Origin of the sequence: Enterobacter sp. MGH85, assembly GCF_001037655.1 — a bacterium.
GTDB classification, from domain to species: domain Bacteria; phylum Pseudomonadota; class Gammaproteobacteria; order Enterobacterales; family Enterobacteriaceae; genus Enterobacter; species Enterobacter intestinihominis.
In genome coordinates, this window is record NZ_KQ089925.1 from 4030737 (window position 1) to 4051959 (window position 21223).

Genomic DNA, 21223 nt, shown 5'->3' on the forward strand with positions numbered 1-21223 from the left:
TTAGTGAATTTATTTGAGTGGCGAAGGGATGTTGATGGTTTCAAAATACTGGCTCTTTGAGTCGTCATCCCTTTATGGCGATATAACCCGCGCGCAGGAATGGGCGTGGACGTTTATTATTGAGGTGGTTATGTTCAGAAAATTAGCGGCAGAATGCTTTGGTACATTCTGGCTGGTGTTTGGTGGCTGCGGTAGCGCAGTACTGGCAGCCGCATTTCCGGAATTAGGTATTGGATTTGTCGGCGTCGCGCTGGCATTCGGTTTAACCGTATTAACCATGGCATTCGCCGTGGGGCATATTTCCGGCGGTCATTTCAACCCGGCCGTCACGTTAGGTTTATGGGCGGGCGGACGTTTCCCGGCGAAAGATATTATTGGCTATATTATTGCCCAGGTTATTGGCGGTATTATTGCCGCGGCGGTGTTGTACGTCATTGCCAGCGGAAAAGCCGGGTTTGACGCCGCGGCCAGCGGATTTGCGTCAAACGGCTTCGGCGAACACTCTCCAGGCGGCTACTCAATGCTGTCTGCTATCGTGATTGAAATTGTGCTCACCGCAGGTTTCCTGTTGGTGATCCACGGCGCAACGGACAAATACGCGCCTGCGGGCTTTGCCCCCATTGCTATTGGTCTGGCGCTGACGCTTATCCACCTGATCTCCATCCCGGTGACCAATACCTCCGTTAACCCGGCACGTAGCACCGCGGTGGCTATTTTCCAGGGCGGCTGGGCGCTTGAACAGCTGTGGCTGTTCTGGGTGATGCCAATTATTGGCGGTATTCTGGGCGGCGTGCTGTATCGCACCCTGCTGGAAAAACGCGATTAATTAAGTGCGGCCTGTAATGTCGGGTGGCGCTAAAGCTTACCCGACCTACGTGAGTGTGCACTTTGTAGGCCGGGTAAGGCGCAGCCGCCACCCGGCTTTTTTTGTAGCTTTACCTCACAGCCTTTATTGGGTAGTGTCTCTGGCGCTTAAATGATACTCAAAAGGACCGGCTGTTCATGTTCTCAGGACTCCTCATCATTCTTCTGCCCCTGATTGTGGGCTACCTTATTCCGCTGCGTCATGAATCGGCCTTAAAGCTTATTAATCGTTTTCTCAGCTGGATTGTTTACGTCATTCTGTTCTTTATGGGGATCAGCCTGGCCTTCCTGGATAATCTGGCGACGAACTTGCTTTCCATCCTGCATTATTCTGCGGTTACGGTAGTGGTTATTCTGCTGTGCAATATTGCCGCGCTGTTCTGGCTGGAGCGCACTATTCCCTGGAAAAATCACCACCATCAGGAAAAGCTTCCCTCCCGAATTGCGATGGCGCTGGAATCATTAAAGCTGTGCGGCGTGGTGGTGCTCGGTTTTTTACTGGGGCTAACCGGATGGGCTTTTTTACAGCACGCTACGGAAGCCAGCGAATATACGCTGATTTTCCTGCTCTTCCTGATCGGTATTCAGTTGCGAAATAATGGCATGACGCTGAAACAGATTGTCCTGAACCGCCGGGGCATGATGGTTGCCGTTATCGTTGTGGCCAGCTCAATGGCGGGGGGAGTGATTAACGCCTTTATTCTCGATCTGCCGCTGAAAACCAGCCTGGCAATGGCATCCGGTTTTGGCTGGTATTCGCTCTCCGGTATTCTGCTGACCGAATCGTTTGGTCCGGTGATCGGCAGCGCCGCCTTCTTTAACGATCTGGCGCGCGAGCTGATAGCCATCATGCTGATCCCCGGCCTGGTACGCCGCAGCCGCTCTACCGCGCTGGGCCTGTGCGGGGCCACCTCAATGGACTTTACCCTGCCGGTGTTACAGCGCTCGGGAGGTCTGGAGATGGTTCCTGCCGCTATTGTACACGGCTTTATTCTGAGCCTGCTGGTCCCCATCCTGATGGCGTTCTTCTCAGCCTGATACTGCTTTGGCGGTAGTGAACCTGCCGCCAAAATTGCGCTAAATCAATAACCCTCCACTTAGTATAAGAAAGCACTTTTCTCCGTTGTGGCACAGGCATAACCTTAAACATGTATCTCAAATATAACTTTAACAGGTGTGATTATGTTTTGTGTGCAATGTGAACAAACCATCCGTACCCCGGCAGGCAACGGCTGCTCTTACGCGCAGGGTATGTGCGGCAAAACCGCAGAAACGTCCGATCTCCAGGACCTGCTGATTGCGGCGCTGCAAGGCTTATCCGCCTGGGCCTTCAAGGCCCGTGAATATGGCCTTGTCGATCACTATGTCGACAGCTTTGCGCCGCGCGCATTTTTCTCCACGCTGACTAACGTTAACTTCGATTCTCCACGCATTGTGGGCTATGCCCGCGAAGCGATTGCCCTGCGTGAAGCCCTGAAAGCGCAATGCCTGAATGCCGACGCCAGCGCCCGCGTGGACAACCCGATGGCGGAGCTACAGCTGGTGAGCGACGACCTGGGCGAGCTACAGCGTCAGGCCGCCGAATTTACTCCCAATAAAGACAAAGCGGCGATTGGCGAGAACATCCTCGGCCTGCGCCTGCTGTGCCTGTACGGTCTGAAAGGTGCTGCGGCGTATATGGAGCACGCGCACGTACTCGGCCAGTACGACAACGACATTTATGCCCAGTACCACAAAATCATGGCATGGCTGGGCACCTGGCCTTCCGACATGAACGCCCTGCTGGAATGCTCGATGGAAATCGGCCAGATGAACTTCAAAGTGATGAGCATTCTGGATGCCGGTGAAACCAGCACCTACGGTCACCCAACGCCGACGCAGGTCAACGTCAAAGCGACCGAAGGTAAATGCATCCTAATCTCTGGCCACGACCTGAAAGATCTCTACAACCTGCTGAAGCAGACCGAAGGCACCGGCGTTAACGTTTATACCCACGGCGAAATGCTCCCCGCGCACGGCTACCCGGAACTGCGTAAATTTAAGCATCTGATCGGTAACTACGGCAGCGGCTGGCAGAACCAGCAGGTGGAGTTCGCCCGCTTCCCTGGCCCAATCGTCATGACCTCTAACTGCATCATCGACCCTACCGTGGGCGCGTATGACGACCGTATCTGGACCCGCAGCATCGTCGGCTGGCCGGGCGTGAGCCACCTTGAAGGCGATGATTTCGGTCCGGTTATCGCACAGGCGCAGCAGATGGCAGGTTTCCCGTACAGCGAAATTCCGCACCTCATCACCGTCGGTTTTGGCCGTGAAACCCTGCTGGGTGCGGCGGATTCCCTGATTGACCTCGTCAGCCGTGAAAAACTGCGTCACATCTTCCTGATCGGCGGCTGTGACGGCGCGCGCGGGGAACGTAACTATTTCACCGATTTCGCCACCCGCGTTCCGGAAGACTGTCTGATCCTGACCCTGGCCTGCGGTAAATACCGTTTCAACAAGCTGGACTTCGGCAACATCGAAGGTCTGCCACGCCTGGTGGATGCTGGTCAGTGTAACGATGCGTATTCAGCCATCATTCTGGCGGTCACGCTGGCAGAGAAACTGGGCTGCGGCGTGAACGATCTGCCGCTGTCGCTGGTGCTCTCCTGGTTCGAACAGAAAGCGATCGTTATTCTGTTGACCCTGCTCTCTCTCGGCGTGACCAACATCGTCACCGGGCCGACCGCGCCAGGCTTCCTGACGCCGGACCTGCTGGCCATCCTGAACGAGAAATTTGGTCTGCGTTCCGTGACCAACGTTGAAGATGATATGAAGCAACTGCTGAGCGCGTAAGGAGTAACTCATGACCATGCCAACCTCACAATGTCCGTGGCGGATGCAGGTTCATCACATCCAACAGGAGACGCCGGATGTGTGGACACTGTCGCTGCTGTGCCATGACTACTACCCGTACCGCGCAGGTCAGTATGCGCTAGTGAGTGTGCGTAATTCGGCGGATACCCTGCGCGCCTACACGATCTCCTCCACGCCGGGCGTGAGCGAATACATAACGCTCACCGTCCGTCGTATTGATGACGGCGCAGGCTCCCGGTGGCTGACCCGTGACGTGAAGCGCGGGGATTACATCTGGCTGTCTGACGCGCAGGGCGAGTTCACCTGTGACGACAAGAAGGAAGACAAATTCCTGCTTCTGGCGGCAGGCTGTGGCGTAACGCCGATTATGTCGATGCGCCGCTGGCTGGCGAAATACCGTCCTCAGGCCGACGTGCAGGTGATCTTTAGCGTGCGTTCCCCGGAAGATGTGATTTTTGCCGAGGAATGGCGAAATTATCCGGTGACCCTGGTGGCTGAGCACAACGCGACGCACGGTTTTGTCGCGGGGCGTCTGAGCCGCGAAATGTTGCAAAGCGTGCCGGACATTGCGGATCGTACCGTGATGACCTGCGGCCCGGCGCCGTACATGGAGATCGTGGAGAAAGAAGTGAAAGCGCTCGGCGTGACCCGCTTCTTTAAAGAGCAGTTCTTCACGCCTGTAGCGGCAGCGGCGACCAGCGGGATGAAGTTCACGAAGCTGCAACCGGCGCAGACCTTCTTTGGTCGCGTGGGCACCACGCTGCTTGAAGCGCTCGAAAGCAATAACGTGCCGGTAGCGGCAGCCTGTCGCGCGGGTGTGTGCGGCTGCTGTAAGACGAAGGTGGTTTCCGGTGAATACACCGTCACCAGCACCATGACGCTGACCGATGCGGAAATTGCAGAGGGTTACGTGTTGGCGTGTTCATGCCATCCGCAGGGAGACCTGGTGCTGGCATAATCTGGCGCAGTGCCCCCATTTGTTGCCGGGTGGCACTGCGTTTACCCGGCCTACTTTGTACATGTTGGCTCTTCGTAGGCCCGGTAAGCGTTAGCGCCACCGGGCTTTTTGCCGGGTGGCACTGCGTTTACCCGGCTTACGTTGTGCCTACTGCCTGTGCGTATGGAATACCAGGCAGCCAATACAGTGACTTTCTTCTAAGCTTGTAAGCGATATCACATAAAGGAGAAGGACCACCATGAAACAAACCGTGGCTGCATACATAGCGAAAACCCTGGAGCAGGCTGGCGTAAAGCGTATCTGGGGCGTCACCGGCGATTCGCTGAACGGACTCAGCGACAGCCTTAACAAGATGAAGACCATTGAATGGATGCCCACCCGCCATGAAGAGGTCGCCGCCTTTGCCGCGGGTGCCGAAGCGCAGCTCACGGGCGAACTCGCCGTCTGTGCAGGTTCCTGCGGACCGGGAAACCTGCACCTTATCAACGGTCTTTTCGACTGTCACCGCAACCATGTTCCGGTGCTGGCGATTGCCGCACATATTCCGTCATCCGAAATCGGCAGCGGCTATTTTCAGGAGACGCATCCTCAGGAGCTGTTCCGTGAATGCAGCCACTACTGCGAGCTGGTCTCGTCGCCGGAGCAGATCCCACAGGTGCTGGCGATAGCCATGCGTAAGGCGATCCTGAATCGCGGGGTTTCGGTGGTTGTGCTGCCGGGGGACGTGGCGCTGAAGGCCGCACCTGAAACCGCCACCACCCACTGGTACTCTGCGCCACAGCCAACCATTACCCCTGCGGATGAAGAACTTAAAAAGCTGGCGCAACTGCTGCGATACTCCAGCAATATCGCCCTGATGTGCGGCAGCGGCTGTGCTGGCGCGCATAAAGAGCTGGTGGAATTTGCCGCTAAGCTGAAGGCGCCAGTTGTGCACGCCCTGCGCGGCAAAGAGCACGTTGAATACGATAACCCGTACGATGTGGGCATGACCGGGCTGATCGGTTTTTCCAGCGGCTTCCATACCATGATGAACGCCGATACGCTGATCCTGCTCGGCACCCAGTTCCCGTACCGCGCGTTCTACCCGACGGATGCGAAAATTATCCAGATCGACATTAATCCCGGTAGCATCGGCGCGCACAGCAAGGTGGATATGGCGCTTATCGGCGATATTAAATCCACCCTCGCCGCCCTCCTGCCGCTGCTGGAAGAAAAAACGGACCGCAAATTCCTCGATAAAGCCCTGAGCGACTATCGCGATGCGCGTAAGGGGCTGGACGATCTCGCCAAACCGAGCGAAAAAGCGATCCACCCGCAGTATCTGGCGCAGCAGATCAGCCACTTCGCCGACGACGATGCCATCTTCACCTGCGACGTGGGTACACCCACCGTCTGGGCCGCGCGCTATCTGAAAATGAACGGCAAACGACGCCTGCTTGGGTCGTTCAACCATGGCTCAATGGCCAACGCCATGCCGCAGGCGCTGGGCGCAAAAGCGACGGCACCGGAACGGCAGGTGGTGGCGATGTGCGGCGACGGCGGGTTCAGTATGCTGATGGGGGATTTCCTGTCGGTGGCGCAGATGAAGCTTCCGCTGAAAATCGTGGTCTTTAACAACAGCGTGCTGGGCTTTGTGGCGATGGAGATGAAGGCCGGAGGCTACCTCACGGATGGCACCGAGCTGCACGACACCAACTTCGCCCGCATCGCCGAAGCCTGCGGTATCACCGGTATTCGGGTGGAGAAAGCCTCAGAGGTGGACGAAGCCCTGCAACGTGCCTTCGCCATCGACGGCCCGGTGCTGGTGGATGTGGTGGTCGCCAAAGAAGAGCTGGCAATCCCGCCTCAAATCAAGCTGGAACAGGCTAAAGGTTTTAGCCTCTACATGCTGCGCGCCATCATCAGCGGGCGCGGTGACGAAGTGATCGAACTGGCAAAAACCAACTGGCTCAGGTAAAACATTTCACAAGACCTCTTAAATGAAAGGGATGTGAAATGATTGATTTACGTAGTGATACCGTTACCCGTCCGGGCCGCGCCATGCTCGAAGAGATGATGGCCGCCCCGGTCGGGGACGACGTCTACGGCGATGACCCGACGGTCAACGAACTCCAGCGCTATGCGGCCGAGCTGAGCGGTAAAGAGGCTGCCCTGTTCCTGCCCACCGGCACGCAGGCTAACCTGGTGGCGCTGCTGAGCCACTGCGAGCGCGGCGAAGAGTATATCGTCGGCCAGGGGGCGCATAACTACCTGTACGAAGCTGGCGGCGCGGCGGTGCTTGGCAGCATTCAGCCGCAGCCGATCGATGCCGCGCCGGACGGTACGCTGCCGCTGGACAAAGTCGCGGCAAAAATCAAAGCCGATGATATTCACTTCGCCCGCACTAAACTGCTGAGCCTCGAAAACACCCATAACGGTAAAGTTCTGCCGCGCGAATACCTGAAAGCGGCATGGGATTTTACCCGCGAGCGCAAGCTCGGCCTGCACGTTGACGGCGCACGTATCTTCAACGCCGTGGTGGAGTACGGCTGCGAGCTGAAAGAGATCACCCAATATTGCGACTCGTTCACCATTTGCCTCTCTAAAGGGCTGGGCACGCCGGTAGGTTCCCTGCTGGTTGGCAGCGCGGACTACATCAGACGCGCCAACCGCTGGCGCAAAATGACCGGCGGCGGGATGCGTCAGGCGGGTATTCTGGCGGCTGCCGGACTGTACGCCCTGAAAAATAACGTGTCACGCCTGAAAGACGATCACGACAATGCGGCGTGGATGGCAGCGCAACTGCATGAAATCGGCGCTGATGTCATGCGTCATGACACCAACATGCTGTTTGTCCGCGTCGGCAATGAGCATGCTGCCGCGCTGGGCGAATTTATGAAAGCCCGAGGCGTGCTGATCAATGCCTCCCCGGTCGTGCGACTGGTGATGCATCTTGACGTTAACCGCGAGCAGTTGACCGAGGTGGTGAAACACTGGCAGGCGTTTTTACAGCGTTAAGGAGCATACCGTGCCGCAACGTATTCTGGTGCTCGGTGCCAGCGGGTATATCGGTCAGCATCTGACCACTGCGTTAAGCCAGCAGGGGCACCAGGTGCTGGCAGTGGCACGCAACACGGAACGCCTGCAAAAGCTACATTTGCCTGGCGTGACGTGTCACAACGTTGACCTTAACTGGCCGAAAGCGCTTCCTGCGCTGCTGGAAGGGGTCGATACGCTTTACTACCTTGTTCACAGCATGGGCGAAGGCGGCGATTTTATCGCCCACGAGCGTCAGGTGGCGATGAACGTACGTGATACGCTGCTGCAAACGCCGGTAAAGCAGGTGATCTTTCTAAGCTCGCTTCAGGCGCCTGAGAACGAGCAGTCAGACCATCTGCGCGCCCGGCAACTGACGGCAGAGACATTGCGAAGCGCCCGTATCCCCGTCACCGAACTGCGGGCAGGGATCATCGTCGGCGCGGGTTCCGCCGCGTTCGAAGTGATGCGCGATATGGTCTACAACCTGCCTGTGCTGACACCGCCGCGCTGGGTACGCTCGCGCACCACGCCCATTGCGCTGGAGAATTTACTCCACTATCTGGTGGCATTGCTGGATCATCCGGCGGCGGCGCATCGTGTGCTGGAGGCGGCTGGCCCGGAAGTGTTGAGCTATCAGGCGCAGTTCGAACATTTTATGCGGGTGAGTGGCCGCCGCCGCTGGCTGGTGCCCGTCCCCTTCCCGACCCGCTGGATTTCGGTGTGGTTTTTGAATGTGATCACCTCCGTGCCGCCGACGACTGCCAAAGCGCTTATACAGGGACTGAAACACGATCTGCTGGCGGACGATCGTGAACTGCGTGCCTTGATCCCTCAGGAATTGATCCCCTTCGACGATGCCGTACGCAATACGCTGAAAGAAGAAGAGAAGCTGGTGAACTCCAGTGACTGGGGCTACGACGCGCAGGCGTTTGCCCGCTGGCGGCCCGAGTACGGCTATTACCCAAAACAGGCGGGCTGTACGGTAAAAACCACTGCCAGCCTCTCAGCGCTGTGGGACGTTGTGAACCAGATCGGCGGCAAAGAGCGCTATTTCTTCGGCAATATCCTCTGGCAAACGCGCGGCTCGCTGGATCTGCTGGTGGGTCACCGGCTGGCAAAAGGCCGTCCTGCCGCCCCGTATCTGAACGTGGGCGATACGGTCGACAGCTGGAAGGTGATCATCGTTGAGCCGGAAAAACAGCTGGCGCTGCTGTTTGGCATGAAGGCACCGGGGCTGGGGCGGCTCTGCTTCACCCTTAAAGACAAAGGCGTTCACCGCGAGCTGGACGTTCGGGCGTGGTGGCACCCGCACGGAATGCCCGGGCTGTTCTACTGGCTGCTGATGATCCCGGCACACCTGTTTATCTTCCGCGGAATGGCGAAACGGATTGCGCAACTGGCAGAAGAAAAGCGGGAAAGTAACTAAATAAAACTCTTAATCTTTCACCTTTCCCATTGCAACACATCGTAATTCACGAAAGAATGCGCACGAAATTCTTTTCAACACAGTGGATTGTTATGAAGGTACTGGTTACCGGGGCGACCAGCGGCTTAGGCCGAAATGCGGTCGAATTTCTGCGCAACAAAGGCATCAGCGTGAGGGCCACCGGTCGCAACGAGGCGATGGGCAAGCTCTTGCAAAAAATGGGCGCTGAGTTTGTCCATGCCGACCTGACGGAGCTGGTCTCCTCTCAGGCCAAGGTGATGCTCGCCGGTATCGATACGCTGTGGCACTGCTCCAGTTTTACCTCCCCGTGGGGTACCCAGGAAGCCTTCGATCTCGCCAACGTGCGCGCCACGCGCCGTCTGGGCGAATGGGCCGTCGCCTGGGGCGTGCGTAACTTTATTCATATCTCTTCCCCGTCGCTCTATTTTGATTATCACCATCATCGTGATATTCAGGAAGATTTCCGCCCTGCGCGCTTTGCCTGTGAATTTGCCCGCAGTAAAGCGGCTGGCGAAGAGGTGATCGACCTGCTGGCCCAGTCAAATCCGCACACCCGCTTTACCGTGCTGCGACCACAGAGCCTGTTTGGGCCGCACGACAAAGTCTTTATCCCGCGACTGGCCCAGATGATGCACCATTACGGCAGCGTGCTGTTACCGCGCGGCGGCGATGCGCTGGTAGACATGACCTATTACGAAAATGCCGTTCACGCCATGTGGCTGGCGAGCCAGCCGGAGTGCGATAAGCTGGTGTCGGGCCGCGCCTATAACATTACCAACGGCGAACCCTGTACCCTGCGCAGCATTGTGCAAAGGCTGATTGATGAGTTAAAAATCGACTGCCGGATCCGTTCCGTTCCCTACCCGATGCTGGACATGATTGCCCGCAGCATGGAGCGCTTTGGCAGTAAATCGGCGAAAGAGCCTGCGCTGACGCATTACGGTGTGTCGAAGCTCAACTTTGATTTTACGCTGGATATTTCTCGGGCGGAGAACGAGCTGGGGTATAAACCGATTATCTCGCTCGATGAAGGGATAGTGCGTACGGCGGCGTGGTTGCGGGATCACGGGAAGTTACACCGGTAAGCGTTCCAGCCTCATGTAGGCCGGGTAAGCGCAGCGCCACCCGGCAAAAAACAGAGAGTGCGGACTGATGCCCTCACCCGGGCTCTCTCCCACAGGTAGAGGGTGCAAACATTAAAACGGCAACCCGAGGGTTGCCGTTTGCTTTTACAGAGCCGTCCAGGCTTCAGCCCATGCCAGGCCTGCACCCGGCTCATAGTACGTCGGCGCACTGTTACACCAGCCGCTGTACGGGAACGGTTTGCACTGGAACAATTTACCGTGGTTGTTCACGATATCACCGGCGTTGTACTTGCTGTTCGCGCTCCATGCCGGGTAAGACGTATCTTCTCCGGATGGCGTTGCCGCTTTCGCTTTCACGTTCAGCAGGTAAGACGTGGTGCTGCTCAGCTCGCCATCGCTGACGGTCAGGCTCACTTCATACTGCTGCGCCGTTGCAGACTCAGGCGCCTTAAAGGTCACCACCGCTTTATCTTCGCCGGTCACGGTCTGGCCATCCTGAGAACGCCAGGTGTAGGTCAGCTTGTTGCCGTCTGCGTCGGTAGAGCCTTCCGCGCTCAGAGAAACCTGCGCGCCCGCTTCTACGGCACCGATTGGGCCTGCAATCTGCGCAACCGGCGCGTGGTTCACCGCGACAGGTTCAACCGGAGTTTCATCCGGAACTGGCGCTGGCGTTGGGGCCGGCGTAACATCTTCAGAAGGTGTTGGCGTTGGCGTGACCGGGGTTTCGTCCGGCGTCACCGAGGAACCGTCGTCATTCACGATATTCACGTTATAGAACTTCTGCACGCACTTGCTGTAGTCGCCCTCTTTGAACGCGCTGAACGGTGTCTGATAACCCACCAGCTGGCAAGAGTAAGTCTTGCCGTCCGGGGTATCCGCGCTCCATCCCCAGTCCTGTTCCCAGTAAATCTTCAGGGCGCCTGCGCCACCTTCGTCGAACTGCTTCATGTTGGCGCAACCCAACACTTCGTTCGCCGGAACAGGGACTTTCAGGTAGTTCGCAAATTCTTTGTAATACTTGATACGGTTCTGAGACTGCGCAATTTCAGTCGGGCCGCCGCACTCAACGCCACCGTTGATGATCTGGGTTGTTACACCGAAGCCCGGGACCAGGCCGTTGGCTTTATCGTGATCGTTCGGCTGCCATGTACCGTCGATCACCTGCAACATGCTTGGTTTTGGCGGCTGTGGATAGGCGAAGAAGAAGATAGCACTGGCCAGGTTCAGCCAGGTGTCCGCCACCAACTCAGGTTTATCGAGCAGGGTACGCACGTCGCCGTACATCGCTTCAGAGAATGGACCGTAGTTGTAGTTGTAGGACAACTGTTTCGCACCGCGTCCGAAATAGCTCAGGAAATCGCCGTCTTTGTCTTTACCGCAAGGCCAGGTCTGTCCCTGCCAGACGTCCGGGTTACATTCGCCGTTATAGCCGCCCTTCTGCCCTTCGCTCCAGCCCATTTCACGCACGTGGACCAGCGCCTGACGCCATTCGGCTTCCGGACGCCAGCTTTCGTGGCCGCCGGTTTCCTGGGCAAAGTGGGCAAACATGGTCGCCAGCTCTTTGCGGCAGATAGCGTCGCTGTCACGACCGTCGTTGTAGGTCTTACACAGCGCCGGGAATTTACCCACGGCTTTCAGGAAGTTGCTGTAGGTATAAGCCTGTGCACGCAGCGGGAAGAGATATTCCCAGTCGCTGGCTTTCACAATCCCTTCAACGCGTTTGACGTTGTCCGGGTTCGCCGCGCGGCCTGGCTCAATCAGTTCGACCTGCGCGTTGTCCAGGGTCTGAATAGTCTCTTTAACGGAGGCCATCAGCGGGAAGTTAGTGAGCTCATGCTCTTTCTTCGCCAGATCGCTGGCTTTCATGGTGTACGGCTCGCCGGTGGTCGCCTGCAAAGAGGCGGCCTGCGCCATAAAAGGTGCAACGCAAGCACCAGCAACAAGTACACTCAGTAACGTCCTTTTGTTCATTTCAGTTTTCCTGTTCGTTTAAAATTAAATGTTAATATCCCGGCTTAGGTATTATTCCGTTAATACATAAACCACATTCAGCTGTTTTCACTTTTCGAAGAACACCTTCAGGAATTCTTCAAAAATAAAAAACGTTAATCACGTGCTGCTAATTTTAATTGCTGATATTTAGCCCAGACCTTATGGGCATATTTCATCCGCTGCGGATAATTCTCTTTCTTCAACCCGGCGTTATAAGCGCCTACCGCTTCCCAGTTATAGCCATATACTCTTATCATTCCGGAGAGAATGGAGGCACCCACCATGATGGAGGTACACGGCTCGGTCATTAAGCGATACTCATCGATGCCTCTGCTTTCCAGCGCGGTAAAATGCGAGCTGTTGATTTGCATCAGCCCGACATCCCGCGTGCCATCGCGGTTTTTCCCAACCGCGTACGGATTCATACCGGATTCCACATTCGCTATCGCGTACAGTAAATAAGGGTCGACATGATAATAACGCGCCGCTTTATCCCAACAGTTTGCCAGAGCACCCTGGCTTATTATTAATAATAACAAAATGAGCTTTTTCATTTTTACCTGCTGACTTTATTGGTTATTTCTCCTTAGAAACATCCTGTAAAATGAATTTTTAATTACTCCCCCTCAGAAGGGGGGAGTAATTAATGGGTTAGATTATTTGCAATCTGTTGATGCGCCTTCTTTTACCCATACGTCGCTATTTGCTGGGTTATCACCACGGGTCCACCATTTCGCACGGTAAACGTTACCTTCATAGGTGGTGGTGTCGCCGCCGTTGTAGACCAGGTCAGAACGCCAGTTCATCTTCACGTTGCTTACCAGCTCCCACGCGTCCATACCGAAGCCAGGCTGATTGCCCTGAGTCCAGTATTTCGCTTTCCACACGAGGTGGTCGAAGCTTACGGTATCGCCGTTGTTATAGATTTTGCTCGCGTCCCACGCAGCGTATTTGCTGGCGTTGGCATCGACAGGTGCGTCGCAGCTGCCGGCGGTATCATCAGCTGGAGGGGTTACGTCGTCAGCTGGAGGGGTTACGTCGTCAGCCGGTGGTGTGACGTCATCGGCAGGAGGCGTTACCTCGTCAGCTGGCTTAGGCTCCACCGTCACCTGCACGTCAGACTGCACGCTGGTTTTACCGTCCGTCACAATAACGCTCAGGGTGTAGGAAGAGGTATTGTGCACTTCTGGCGCAGTGATGCGAACGTTGGCCGAATCAGTGCCGGTCGCGTTCATATCAGCCGGTACGCTCCAGCTGTAGGTCAGCGCGTCACCATCAGGATCGGATGCCTGTGCGTGCAGAGAAATTGCTTCACCGGACTGAACGGTAACGGCTTCCATAGCATTGATTACCGGCGCCTGGTTGGCTTTAGGCGCTTTATTCACAACCTGGACGTCAACAGCATTGCTCAGCCCTTTAGCGTCGGTTACGGTCAAACGGAAGACCAGGTTCTGGTCGCTTGTCACAGCCGGAACGCTAAAGCTGGCTTTTGCTTTGGTGCTATTGGCGATGGTCACAGAAGGGCCTGAAACCTGCGTCCATTTATAGGTCAGCGCATCGTCGTCCTGGTCGCTGGAAGCAGAGCCATCCAGGGTCACGGTTGCAGGACCGGTGACATTTTGATCGGCAGCTGAAGCCATTGGCGCATGGTTAGTCTCAACAGGCAGATCCGGGATGGAACTTCCGCCCAGCAGGCTTTCGTTCATGGCGTTCAGGATATCGCCGTTATCAGACTCGATAGACCATGCGAACAGTCCGCCCAGGTTTTTGTTCAGTACGTATTTGCCTTTCGCCATAACGGAACGGGCGTTATCGTACGTCACCAGCTCACCGGTGGACTTGTTGAACACGTACGGCGCTTCAGCCGCTTCGTCATATTTGTATTCCCAGCCCGGTTTGCCCAGCATCTGGTTGACGATTTGACGATAGTCAACGATACCGTTTTCCCATGTCCCTTTAATTGGTCCGGTTGCGGTGCCGGTAAATGGATTATCGCCGGTATAACCATGAACGCCGGTCCAGCCGCGACCATACATACCTGCGCCTACCACGATCTTGCCTGGCTTAACGCCCTGCTCCAGCATCGCTTTTACCGCGTTATCGGTGGTGTAGTTAGTGTCTGGTTTCCAGGAAGCACCGTACAGGGCTGTCTGGTGGCCCAGATCGGTATTGCTCCAGGCACCGTAGAAGTCGTAGCTCATCAGGAAGATATGGTCGAGGTACTGCTGCGTGGTGTTATAGTCCACGTCTTCGATCTTATCTTTACCGGCACCGATTGCAGTAGTCAGCTCGTAGGTACGACCGGTTTCCGCAGACAGTTCATTCAGCATCTGACGCAGGTCGTGCATCAGCGCGGTGTAGGTAGCTTTATCGGTCTGAGGATTGCCGAGTTTGGCGTTTTCACCGCCGCCGCCCGGGAATTCCCAGTCAATATCCACACCGTCAAACACTTTCCAGGTGGTCAGGAAGTCTTTTACCGACGCCACGAAACGGTCACGCAGTACTTTGTTATCCATCTGATAGAACGGATCGGACAGGGTCCAGCCACCAATGGATGGCAGAATTTTCAGGTCAGGATGGGCTTTTTTCATCGCCATCAGCTGCCCATAGTTACCTTTGTAGGGATCGTCCCAGTTGCTTACGCCTTTCTGCGGTTTCTGCAACGCAGCCCATGGATCGTGAATGGCCACGGTGTAGTCCTGACGGCCAGCACAGGCGCGTTTCAGGGATTCCAGTGCACCTGAAGATTTGGCGCTGTCATTAATACCGTCACCGCCGCAAATTGGAATAAAGCCGTACAGCAGGTGGTTAATGTTCGCGACCGGGATCTTATCCGCAGAGAAGTTTCGATCGTAAACGCCCCACTCAGGGAAATAGGCACCGACGACTTTATCGGTATGCTGAGCGAAAGCTTTGTTATTTTCCAGCAGCGGCGTATTCAGCGGCAGCAAATGGCTTCCGTCGGTATCCGCCACGATAATCAGTTTGCTTGCGCTTTTGGTACAGCCGCTGTCGTTACACAGTTCGACCTGTTCCTGATAGCGGCCCCCTTTTTTGACTTTGAAGGTCGCAGAACCCGCCGCGCTGCCCGCGCCGGTCCAGACGGTCTTGCCGTCCAGCAGCACTTTTGCAGACGTTGGGGCGTCACCGCTCCAGACGTTCCATTCCACTTTTACATCAACACCCTCTTTATGCACTTTGATGAGGTTGTTGTAATCCTGTGCCGCCTGATCCACTTCTACCAGCGCAAATTTATCATTGCCCGATGTAATAGAAGGCGTACCCGGCGCAGCTGCAAATGCGGAGCTGGTGGCCGCCGCAATAAAGAGCGCCAGATATTTTGGTTTCATAAATTTCATTTTTATTTCCTGATAAATTTATTTATAACGTAATAACCCATGCCTTCCGTGAGATCATGGATGCGTTTCGCGTAATGCGTATTTAACCAACGTGAGTGCCGTGAACAAAAAATTGTTGCTGCGCTGTATTCCTCCATAAAAAGATACAAGCCAAATCCCGTGTAGCTTATATCTCCTACGATACACCGAGCGTAAAGAGTCGTCCTTCTCTACCAGCATCAAAAAGATTTATAAAAAACCTTGACCAGTATATTTAAAATGTGAAAGCAAACTGCTGACTAATAAACACCACGATTCCAGAAAAGGCGAGGTAAGGACCAAAAGAAATAGTGAGGTTATTTTTATTTAAATTATTGACGGCGAAATAACCGACAATACCGCTTAACGCTGCCGCCAGCTCAATGGAGGGTAATGCCTGCCAGCCGCACCAGGCACCCAGCGCCGCCAGTAGCTTAAAATCCCCGTAACCCAGCCCTTCTCGTCCGGCGATCAGACGAAAAGCCCAGTAGAGCAGCCAGAGCGACAGATAGCCCGCCACCGCGCCAAACAGCGCAGCGCGTAGCGGCAATGTGTGGTCAATAGCATGGAGCACTAACCCCGCCCACAGCAGCGGCTGGGTCAGGCAGTCCGGCAACAACTGATGCTGCCAGTCGATCATGGCCAGCGGCAGTAAAAAAGCCGCCAGTAACCACAAAGAGAACAGCGCCTGAACGTCCGGCATGCACCAGGCCGTGATGCCAAAAAACAGCGCGGAGAACAGTTCCACCAAAAAGAGTCGCAGCGGGATCGCGCTGCCGCACTGGTGGCAGCGCCCCCGTAATAACAGCCAACTGAGCAGCGGGATATTTTCCCATGCAGCAAGCGTGTGCTGACACACCGGGCAGTGCGAGGCAGGAAAGAGCAGATTGCCGCTCCCCTCCTCATCCATCACCATTCCCGGTACGCGCTCGGCAACAACGCCGAGAAAACTGCCCATAATCCCGCCCAGGATAGCACTCATCATCGGGAAACCGAGCGGACAGGCCTCCCGCATCAGCGTGAAGGTATTCATGCGCTTTTTGACCAGGTAAGCTGCACCTGTGCTTTCACATCGCTGAGGTGGTCAACCGGCGTGAGGTTTATTTTTTGCAATGTCACGCCGGAGGTCTGATTAATTTCACGCAGCCAGCTTTTTAATTCATATACATTTACCCGATTCACCACGAACGATAAAGTTTGCCCCTCCTGGCGCACATCCGTCAGTGAAAGATTAATTTCATGAGCGCTGTTCTCGACCACCGTACGCGGATTATTCGTTTTAACTAACTGGACCTGAAGATGATTTTTATCAATTTCACTGCGCATCCAGTTGAGCGTCTCTTTTTGTCTTTTAAGCGTCGATTTACTATTTTGGATCATATTATCCAGGGGAATTACTCCTGTGTAATACACCGCAGCCCCCACAATGGCAACGGCACATATTTTTAAAATAATTTTTTCCCGAGCGCTGTAATTCTGATAGCGTGATTTCAGCTGCGCGATTCGCTCTTTCATTTATGTTTCCCTGCGATCATGGCGGTATACGGTTCGGTTGTTGAAACAGGTTGTAAGGTAAAATCAAAATTCTCACTGGTCTGGTTCACAAACGCCTGCAACGCGGGCTGGCTTTGCGCGCTAACGCTCAGCGTCAGGGTGTTTTGCTGCGCATCGTATTCCAGCAGATCGATCTCCATCGCAGGGACTGACTGCCGGGCTTTCTCCAGCTCCTCAAGCTGAAGAAAGAACCCCTTGCTCTGTTTTTTCAGGCTTTGGCCAAAGTGATATTTGATATTGGTCTGCTGGCGCATGCTGGGGAAATGGTGCTGATAAACCTGAACAATCTCCTGCTGAACCCGATTTTCCTGCTGTACCAGCATCCAGCCCATCGCAATGCGCGGCCCCAGCAGCAGACCAACGGACAGCAGGCCCGCCGCTATCATCGCTGCTTTCATGCTTTTTGCGGCCTGGCCATGACCGGCCTTAAGGCTGAATTCACCGTGAAGCAGATTCACACGACAGGTTTTCCACTGCGGCTGGATCAGCACCAGCGGGTGCTGCCAGGCATGCTGTACGTCAACGTGAACGTCCGCAGGCGCGTCGCCGTAGCAACACACTTCCCCGTCTCCGGCTTTCTGCATCAACAGCGGCAGCAGGGTTCCCTCCATTTCACCCGCCACGTGGGGAGATAAACGCAGCCAGTAGCCTTTATCCTGTGCGACCAGCGTGCTGCCCCCTGCCGCCACGGGCAGCAGCCAGGCATCAGGCAGGGCCTGAATCACGTTTAATCCGGCCTCGTGACAGCGGGTCAATGCCGCACGCAGGCGGTCGGCGTCAATGGCAACGGCGTCGACGTCAGCGCCTTTTTTGTAGAGCACTGTCCAGTGGAGGTTGTCCACGTCGCCAATCAGCGTCTCTTCCGCCATCCACGAGAAGGCCATCGCCTGAGAAGCCACCTTTTTCGGCAGCGTGAAATGGCGGAAAATCATGTCGCTGGCGGGCAGCAGGAGACAAACGCGTGTAGCCAGCGGGTGTTCGGCCAGCATCTCCAGGCTGTCGAGCACCTCGACGCGCTCGCTGCCGGACTCACAGCACATTATTTTCCCGCCCTCGCGGCTGTCGGGGCGAACAAAAAGTACCTGTTTCATAACGTTCTACTTTTCTTATTCAATCATTCGGTAACGACGCTGCCACGTCACGATCTCACCGGCTTCGTTATTCATCTGAAGCTGGCTGACCACGCGAAGCGTTAATTCATCGGTATTGCCGCTGTAATTCACGCGGAAGTACCGGCTGTTTATAGAAAATTGATCTGCCACCTGCGGGAGATCGTCTTTTAACTGCGGGAAGGTCTGCTCCAGCGCTTTGCTGAACGCGTCCATATTTTCCCAGCCCGATTCCGGACGTGTATCCAGCAGACGAACCGCGTCATCCTGCGTGAATTTTCCCGGAAACATGGCCGCCAGCACAGCGGCCTGTTCCGGTTGCAGGGTGTTAACGTCCACCTTGCTGGCGGCGTCCGGCAGCGCGCATAACAGCTTGCTCACCTTCGGATATGCCGTAACCGGGAACGCTGGCAGCAGTTTGATCTCCGCGATGCTGCGCATCATCTGGTTTGCCGGTTGCCGGGCGGGCACGATGCCAGCCCACGCATCGCTTTCGGCACCCTCTTTCGCCGTGGTGCTGTCACCATCGAGATAATCCACCAGCTGGAAATAGACCGCCTCCGCCGTGCCCGGACTGAGCCCGCTTTCCGTCAGGAGTTGTTCAACAATCCGCTCTTTACGCGGTTTTTCCGCCACAGCGGGAGCGCTTTGCCCCTGGGGCGCGACGTCGGCGGTCAACAGGTTATTGACGTTAAAGCAGTCCTGAGCGTCTTCCACCTGGCTCACGACCGTGTAGTCTTCTCCCTGCGTCTCCAGCGGCTGATGCCAGTCGCCGTCCAGCGCCAGCGGCTTGCTCTCGCCGCTGGCATCGGTCTGTAACCTGTCCTTCACCACTTTTTCCTGGGCCTGCATCGCCCAGCGCAGCTGCTGCTGGCTTATCTGATAATGCGTTTTCTGCAAATTACGGCAGAACTGCTGGCTGATTTTGGCGGCCAGCGCCGACATCATCACCAGCAAAATCAGCACCACCAGCAGGGCGACGCCCTTTTGTTGACGGATTCGGTTCATGGTCTGGTCTCCGGCGAAGGCGCAGGGGTTGCGTCCGGAGTCGTCGCAGGCGCGTCGGCGGCTTTCTCTGGGGCAGCGGCAGCGGCCACCTCCGGCATATCCCCTGGCGTGGTGAACACCCAGCGCCAGGTATCCCCGTTTTCCATCGTCAACGTGACCTCCACGCCGTCCGGCAGATGGGCGGCGTCGTGCCAGGCTGTCTGCCAGCCCTGACGATAAAACCGCCACTGCAATGCTTTTACGCCGCTGACAATCGGCACTTCGTCAGGCTTAACGTCCACCGGGCCGTCAATGACCTGCCAGACGTCGCGGTACAAACGCCCCTCTTCCAGCCGCCAGCGCACGCGCTCCAGCTGGACCGTTCCGCTCACGCCATTCAGGGTGGTCAGTTCAAGGGCATCGCCCTCCTGACGGAACAGATCTGGCTCATTACGCGGCGCTCGCGCCTGTAGCTGGAAAAAATCGCGCTCCATCAGACTCCAGCCGCGCTGAAGCTGGTTGAGCTTAGCGGCGCTGGCATCGGTGGCCGAGCTGGTACGCATCGCGCCGTCCAGAATTTGCCAGGCCAGGGTGCTGATTACCGCGAAAATAGTCAGCGCAATCATGATCTCCAGCAGGGTAAATCCGCGCTGGCGTCGCGTTTTCTTCACTTGCTCTCTCCCGGCGGAATGATGTGCAGGGAAATAACCGGCTGGCTCTCATCGCCTTCCGCATAGACGCGAATGGAGTTCGCCCAGCCGTTGTCGGCGGTTTTCACCCGCTGCTTACGCCAGTTCCAGCTGCGCCCGCCCATGATTTCCGTCCCCTGCTGCTCAGCATCCGGGAAGTCGGTTTTGGTGAGCTGCGCTTCCGCCAGCTGATTTTCCGCCACCCAACTGGCCTGCAAGGTATCGGCCAAGCCATGGGTAAAACGCACGTTCAGGGAGACCGAGTTCATTAGCGCCAGCGCGGCGGTGGAGAAAATCACCAGCGCGACCATCACCTCCAGCAGCGTCATCCCCTTTTGCTTTGTGTTGTCGTTAGCCATCGTTTTCTACCGATACCGGCGCCGCACCCTGCGACACCACGCGGAAATGGTGCTGTTTGTCGTAACTTTGCAGCGTCAGCGTAAAGCGGCTGATTTCACCGTCCGGTAAAAAGATCACCTGTGGCTCGGACGCCACCGTCGCGGCCAGGCGCTGCGGCGAGAGCGACACGTGCATCTCTTCCGGAAAATCACCTTTGGTGGTAATACGTCCGGCAGATAATGGCACCCAGTGACGCTCGCCATTTTTATCCGCGATCGTCACCAGCTGATATTTATCGGTGGCGATCACCAGCCCGACAATATTTCCGTCCATCACCGCACGGTCTGAACCATAATCAACGAGCGCTTTTAATTGCTGGCCAAATATATCCGCGCCGCTGCGCGAAGGAATGGTGGACACCACCATCATGGCGCAGCTGGCAAATATCACCAGCGCCAGAATAATTTCCAGCAACGTAAAGCCGCGTTGATTTTTCATTACTTCTCGTTCTTATCCAGAGACCAGTTGGTAATGTCATCGGCAGTATTCGCTTCGCCGTCCGGACCCGCAGAGAAAATGTCCACCGCACCGTGTTCACCTGGGCTGACCAGAATATAATCGCTGCCCCATGGATCCTGCGGCAGGCGGCGAATATAGCCATCCGCGCGATAGCCGTTCGGGATTGGTGCGATTTCCGGCTTCGTCACCAGCGCCTGCAAACCCTGCTCTGTGGTCGGGTAGCGGTGGTTGTCCAGCTTATACATATCCAGCGAGCCTTCGAGCGCGACAATATCGCTGGTCGCCTTTTGCGTATCCGCTTTTTCTTTATTACCCATTAAGTTTGGCACTACCATACTCGCCAGAACGCCAAGAATAACAATCACCACCATTAATTCGAGCAATGTGAAGCCCGCCTGGCGAGCCAGGTTTTTACGTTTTAGAGCCATG

19 protein-coding genes are annotated in these 21223 nt (G+C 56.0%); 8 read left to right on the forward strand and 11 right to left on the reverse strand.

Features of this window, described 5'->3' with window-relative positions; genetic code table 11:
* Positions 1-130: 130 nt before the first annotated feature.
* The 8 genes from aqpZ to SK51_RS19180 all read left to right on the forward strand — a co-directional run bounded on the left by aqpZ (position 131) and on the right by SK51_RS19180 (position 10228).
* Positions 131-826 carry an aquaporin Z gene (aqpZ, locus tag SK51_RS19145; RefSeq protein ID WP_026080729.1) on the forward strand — a complete coding sequence of 232 codons (696 nt, stop codon included), beginning with the start codon at positions 131-133 and terminating at the stop codon, positions 824-826.
* A gap of 176 nt (positions 827-1002) precedes the next feature.
* A complete protein-coding gene (locus SK51_RS19150) occupies positions 1003-1902 on the forward strand; it encodes a LysO family transporter (RefSeq protein WP_022647606.1) in 900 nt (299 codons plus the stop codon).
* Between the two features lie 144 nt (positions 1903-2046).
* Positions 2047-3699 carry a hydroxylamine reductase gene (gene hcp, locus SK51_RS19155; RefSeq protein ID WP_023299708.1) on the forward strand — a complete coding sequence of 551 codons (1653 nt, stop codon included), beginning with the start codon at positions 2047-2049 and terminating at the stop codon, positions 3697-3699.
* A 10-nt stretch (positions 3700-3709) separates the two neighbouring features.
* Positions 3710-4678: an NADH oxidoreductase gene (gene hcr, locus SK51_RS19160; protein ID WP_023299707.1), complete on the forward strand. Its 969-nt coding sequence runs from the start codon at positions 3710-3712 to the stop codon at positions 4676-4678.
* Positions 4679-4916: 238 nt separating this feature from the next.
* Positions 4917-6635 carry a ubiquinone-dependent pyruvate dehydrogenase gene (gene poxB, locus SK51_RS19165; RefSeq protein ID WP_023305792.1) on the forward strand — a complete coding sequence of 573 codons (1719 nt, stop codon included), beginning with the start codon at positions 4917-4919 and terminating at the stop codon, positions 6633-6635.
* Positions 6636-6673: 38 nt separating this feature from the next.
* Positions 6674-7675: a low-specificity L-threonine aldolase gene (ltaE, locus tag SK51_RS19170; RefSeq protein WP_023305791.1), complete on the forward strand. Its 1002-nt coding sequence runs from the start codon at positions 6674-6676 to the stop codon at positions 7673-7675.
* 10 nt (positions 7676-7685) lie between these two features.
* Entirely contained in the window at positions 7686-9122 is a 1437-nt protein-coding gene (locus SK51_RS19175; protein WP_023305790.1) for an SDR family oxidoreductase, read from the forward strand.
* Positions 9123-9214: 92 nt separating this feature from the next.
* Positions 9215-10228 carry an NAD-dependent epimerase/dehydratase family protein gene (locus tag SK51_RS19180; RefSeq protein WP_022647600.1) on the forward strand — a complete coding sequence of 338 codons (1014 nt, stop codon included), beginning with the start codon at positions 9215-9217 and terminating at the stop codon, positions 10226-10228.
* A gap of 144 nt (positions 10229-10372) precedes the next feature.
* Here SK51_RS19180 and SK51_RS19185 read toward each other — a convergent pair whose 3' ends face one another.
* The 11 genes from SK51_RS19185 to gspG form a co-directional block, all read right to left on the reverse strand.
* Positions 10373-12199, reverse strand: coding sequence for a chitinase (locus SK51_RS19185; protein ID WP_022647599.1), 1827 nt, complete (start codon positions 12197-12199; stop codon positions 10373-10375).
* A 134-nt stretch (positions 12200-12333) separates the two neighbouring features.
* Entirely contained in the window at positions 12334-12774 is a 441-nt protein-coding gene (gene iagB / locus SK51_RS19190) for a type III secretion system invasion protein IagB (RefSeq protein WP_023299704.1), read from the reverse strand.
* A 102-nt stretch (positions 12775-12876) separates the two neighbouring features.
* A complete protein-coding gene (locus tag SK51_RS19195; RefSeq protein ID WP_023305789.1) occupies positions 12877-15579 on the reverse strand; it encodes a glycosyl hydrolase family 18 protein in 2703 nt (900 codons plus the stop codon).
* A 253-nt stretch (positions 15580-15832) separates the two neighbouring features.
* Positions 15833-16630, reverse strand: coding sequence for a prepilin peptidase (locus SK51_RS19200; protein ID WP_023305788.1), 798 nt, complete (start codon positions 16628-16630; stop codon positions 15833-15835).
* The gene (gspM, locus tag SK51_RS19205; RefSeq protein ID WP_022647595.1) at positions 16627-17112 is read right to left on the reverse strand and encodes a type II secretion system protein GspM; all 486 of its coding nucleotides are present in this window, start codon (positions 17110-17112) and stop codon (positions 16627-16629) included. The genes SK51_RS19200 and gspM overlap by 4 nt, the downstream gene beginning before the upstream one ends.
* Positions 17109-18242 carry a type II secretion system protein GspL gene (gene gspL, locus SK51_RS19210; RefSeq protein ID WP_023305787.1) on the reverse strand — a complete coding sequence of 378 codons (1134 nt, stop codon included), beginning with the start codon at positions 18240-18242 and terminating at the stop codon, positions 17109-17111. The genes gspM and gspL overlap by 4 nt, the downstream gene beginning before the upstream one ends.
* Before the next feature lie 15 nt (positions 18243-18257).
* Complete coding sequence (gspK, locus tag SK51_RS19215; protein WP_023305786.1) at positions 18258-19268, reverse strand: type II secretion system minor pseudopilin GspK; 1011 nt, start codon at positions 19266-19268, stop codon at positions 18258-18260.
* The gene (gene gspJ, locus SK51_RS19220) at positions 19265-19918 is read right to left on the reverse strand and encodes a type II secretion system minor pseudopilin GspJ (protein WP_023305785.1); all 654 of its coding nucleotides are present in this window, start codon (positions 19916-19918) and stop codon (positions 19265-19267) included. The genes gspK and gspJ overlap by 4 nt, the downstream gene beginning before the upstream one ends.
* Positions 19915-20295, reverse strand: coding sequence for a type II secretion system minor pseudopilin GspI (gspI, locus tag SK51_RS19225; protein WP_022647591.1), 381 nt, complete (start codon positions 20293-20295; stop codon positions 19915-19917). Before gspI ends, gspJ begins: the two co-directional genes overlap by 4 nt.
* Positions 20288-20773 carry a type II secretion system minor pseudopilin GspH gene (gene gspH, locus SK51_RS19230; protein ID WP_023299697.1) on the reverse strand — a complete coding sequence of 162 codons (486 nt, stop codon included), beginning with the start codon at positions 20771-20773 and terminating at the stop codon, positions 20288-20290. Before gspH ends, gspI begins: the two co-directional genes overlap by 8 nt.
* The gene (gene gspG, locus SK51_RS19235; protein ID WP_023299696.1) at positions 20773-21222 is read right to left on the reverse strand and encodes a type II secretion system major pseudopilin GspG; all 450 of its coding nucleotides are present in this window, start codon (positions 21220-21222) and stop codon (positions 20773-20775) included. The genes gspH and gspG overlap by 1 nt, the downstream gene beginning before the upstream one ends.
* Between the last annotated feature and the right edge of the window lies 1 nt (position 21223).

What these genes read in the sequence shown, in the direction of transcription:
- SK51_RS19200 (WP_023305788.1), bottom strand. Translation starts at nt 16,630, where the DNA reads ATGAATACCTTCACGCTGATGCGGGAGGCCTGTCCGCTCGGTTTCCCG.
- SK51_RS19150 (WP_022647606.1), top strand. Translation starts at nt 1,003, where the DNA reads ATGTTCTCAGGACTCCTCATCATTCTTCTGCCCCTGATTGTGGGCTAC.
- SK51_RS19195 (WP_023305789.1), bottom strand. Translation starts at nt 15,579, where the DNA reads ATGAAATTTATGAAACCAAAATATCTGGCGCTCTTTATTGCGGCGGCC.
- gspH (WP_023299697.1), bottom strand. Translation starts at nt 20,773, where the DNA reads ATGAAAAATCAACGCGGCTTTACGTTGCTGGAAATTATTCTGGCGCTG.
- gspI (WP_022647591.1), bottom strand. Translation starts at nt 20,295, where the DNA reads ATGGCTAACGACAACACAAAGCAAAAGGGGATGACGCTGCTGGAGGTG.
- iagB (WP_023299704.1), bottom strand. Translation starts at nt 12,774, where the DNA reads ATGAAAAAGCTCATTTTGTTATTATTAATAATAAGCCAGGGTGCTCTG.
- SK51_RS19185 (WP_022647599.1), bottom strand. Translation starts at nt 12,199, where the DNA reads ATGAACAAAAGGACGTTACTGAGTGTACTTGTTGCTGGTGCTTGCGTT.
- SK51_RS19180 (WP_022647600.1), top strand. Translation starts at nt 9,215, where the DNA reads ATGAAGGTACTGGTTACCGGGGCGACCAGCGGCTTAGGCCGAAATGCG.
- gspK (WP_023305786.1), bottom strand. Translation starts at nt 19,268, where the DNA reads ATGAACCGAATCCGTCAACAAAAGGGCGTCGCCCTGCTGGTGGTGCTG.
- gspL (WP_023305787.1), bottom strand. Translation starts at nt 18,242, where the DNA reads ATGAAACAGGTACTTTTTGTTCGCCCCGACAGCCGCGAGGGCGGGAAA.
- hcr (WP_023299707.1), top strand. Translation starts at nt 3,710, where the DNA reads ATGACCATGCCAACCTCACAATGTCCGTGGCGGATGCAGGTTCATCAC.
- hcp (WP_023299708.1), top strand. Translation starts at nt 2,047, where the DNA reads ATGTTTTGTGTGCAATGTGAACAAACCATCCGTACCCCGGCAGGCAAC.
- gspM (WP_022647595.1), bottom strand. Translation starts at nt 17,112, where the DNA reads ATGAAAGAGCGAATCGCGCAGCTGAAATCACGCTATCAGAATTACAGC.
- aqpZ (WP_026080729.1), top strand. Translation starts at nt 131, where the DNA reads ATGTTCAGAAAATTAGCGGCAGAATGCTTTGGTACATTCTGGCTGGTG.
- ltaE (WP_023305791.1), top strand. Translation starts at nt 6,674, where the DNA reads ATGATTGATTTACGTAGTGATACCGTTACCCGTCCGGGCCGCGCCATG.
- gspG (WP_023299696.1), bottom strand. Translation starts at nt 21,222, where the DNA reads ATGGCTCTAAAACGTAAAAACCTGGCTCGCCAGGCGGGCTTCACATTG.
- poxB (WP_023305792.1), top strand. Translation starts at nt 4,917, where the DNA reads ATGAAACAAACCGTGGCTGCATACATAGCGAAAACCCTGGAGCAGGCT.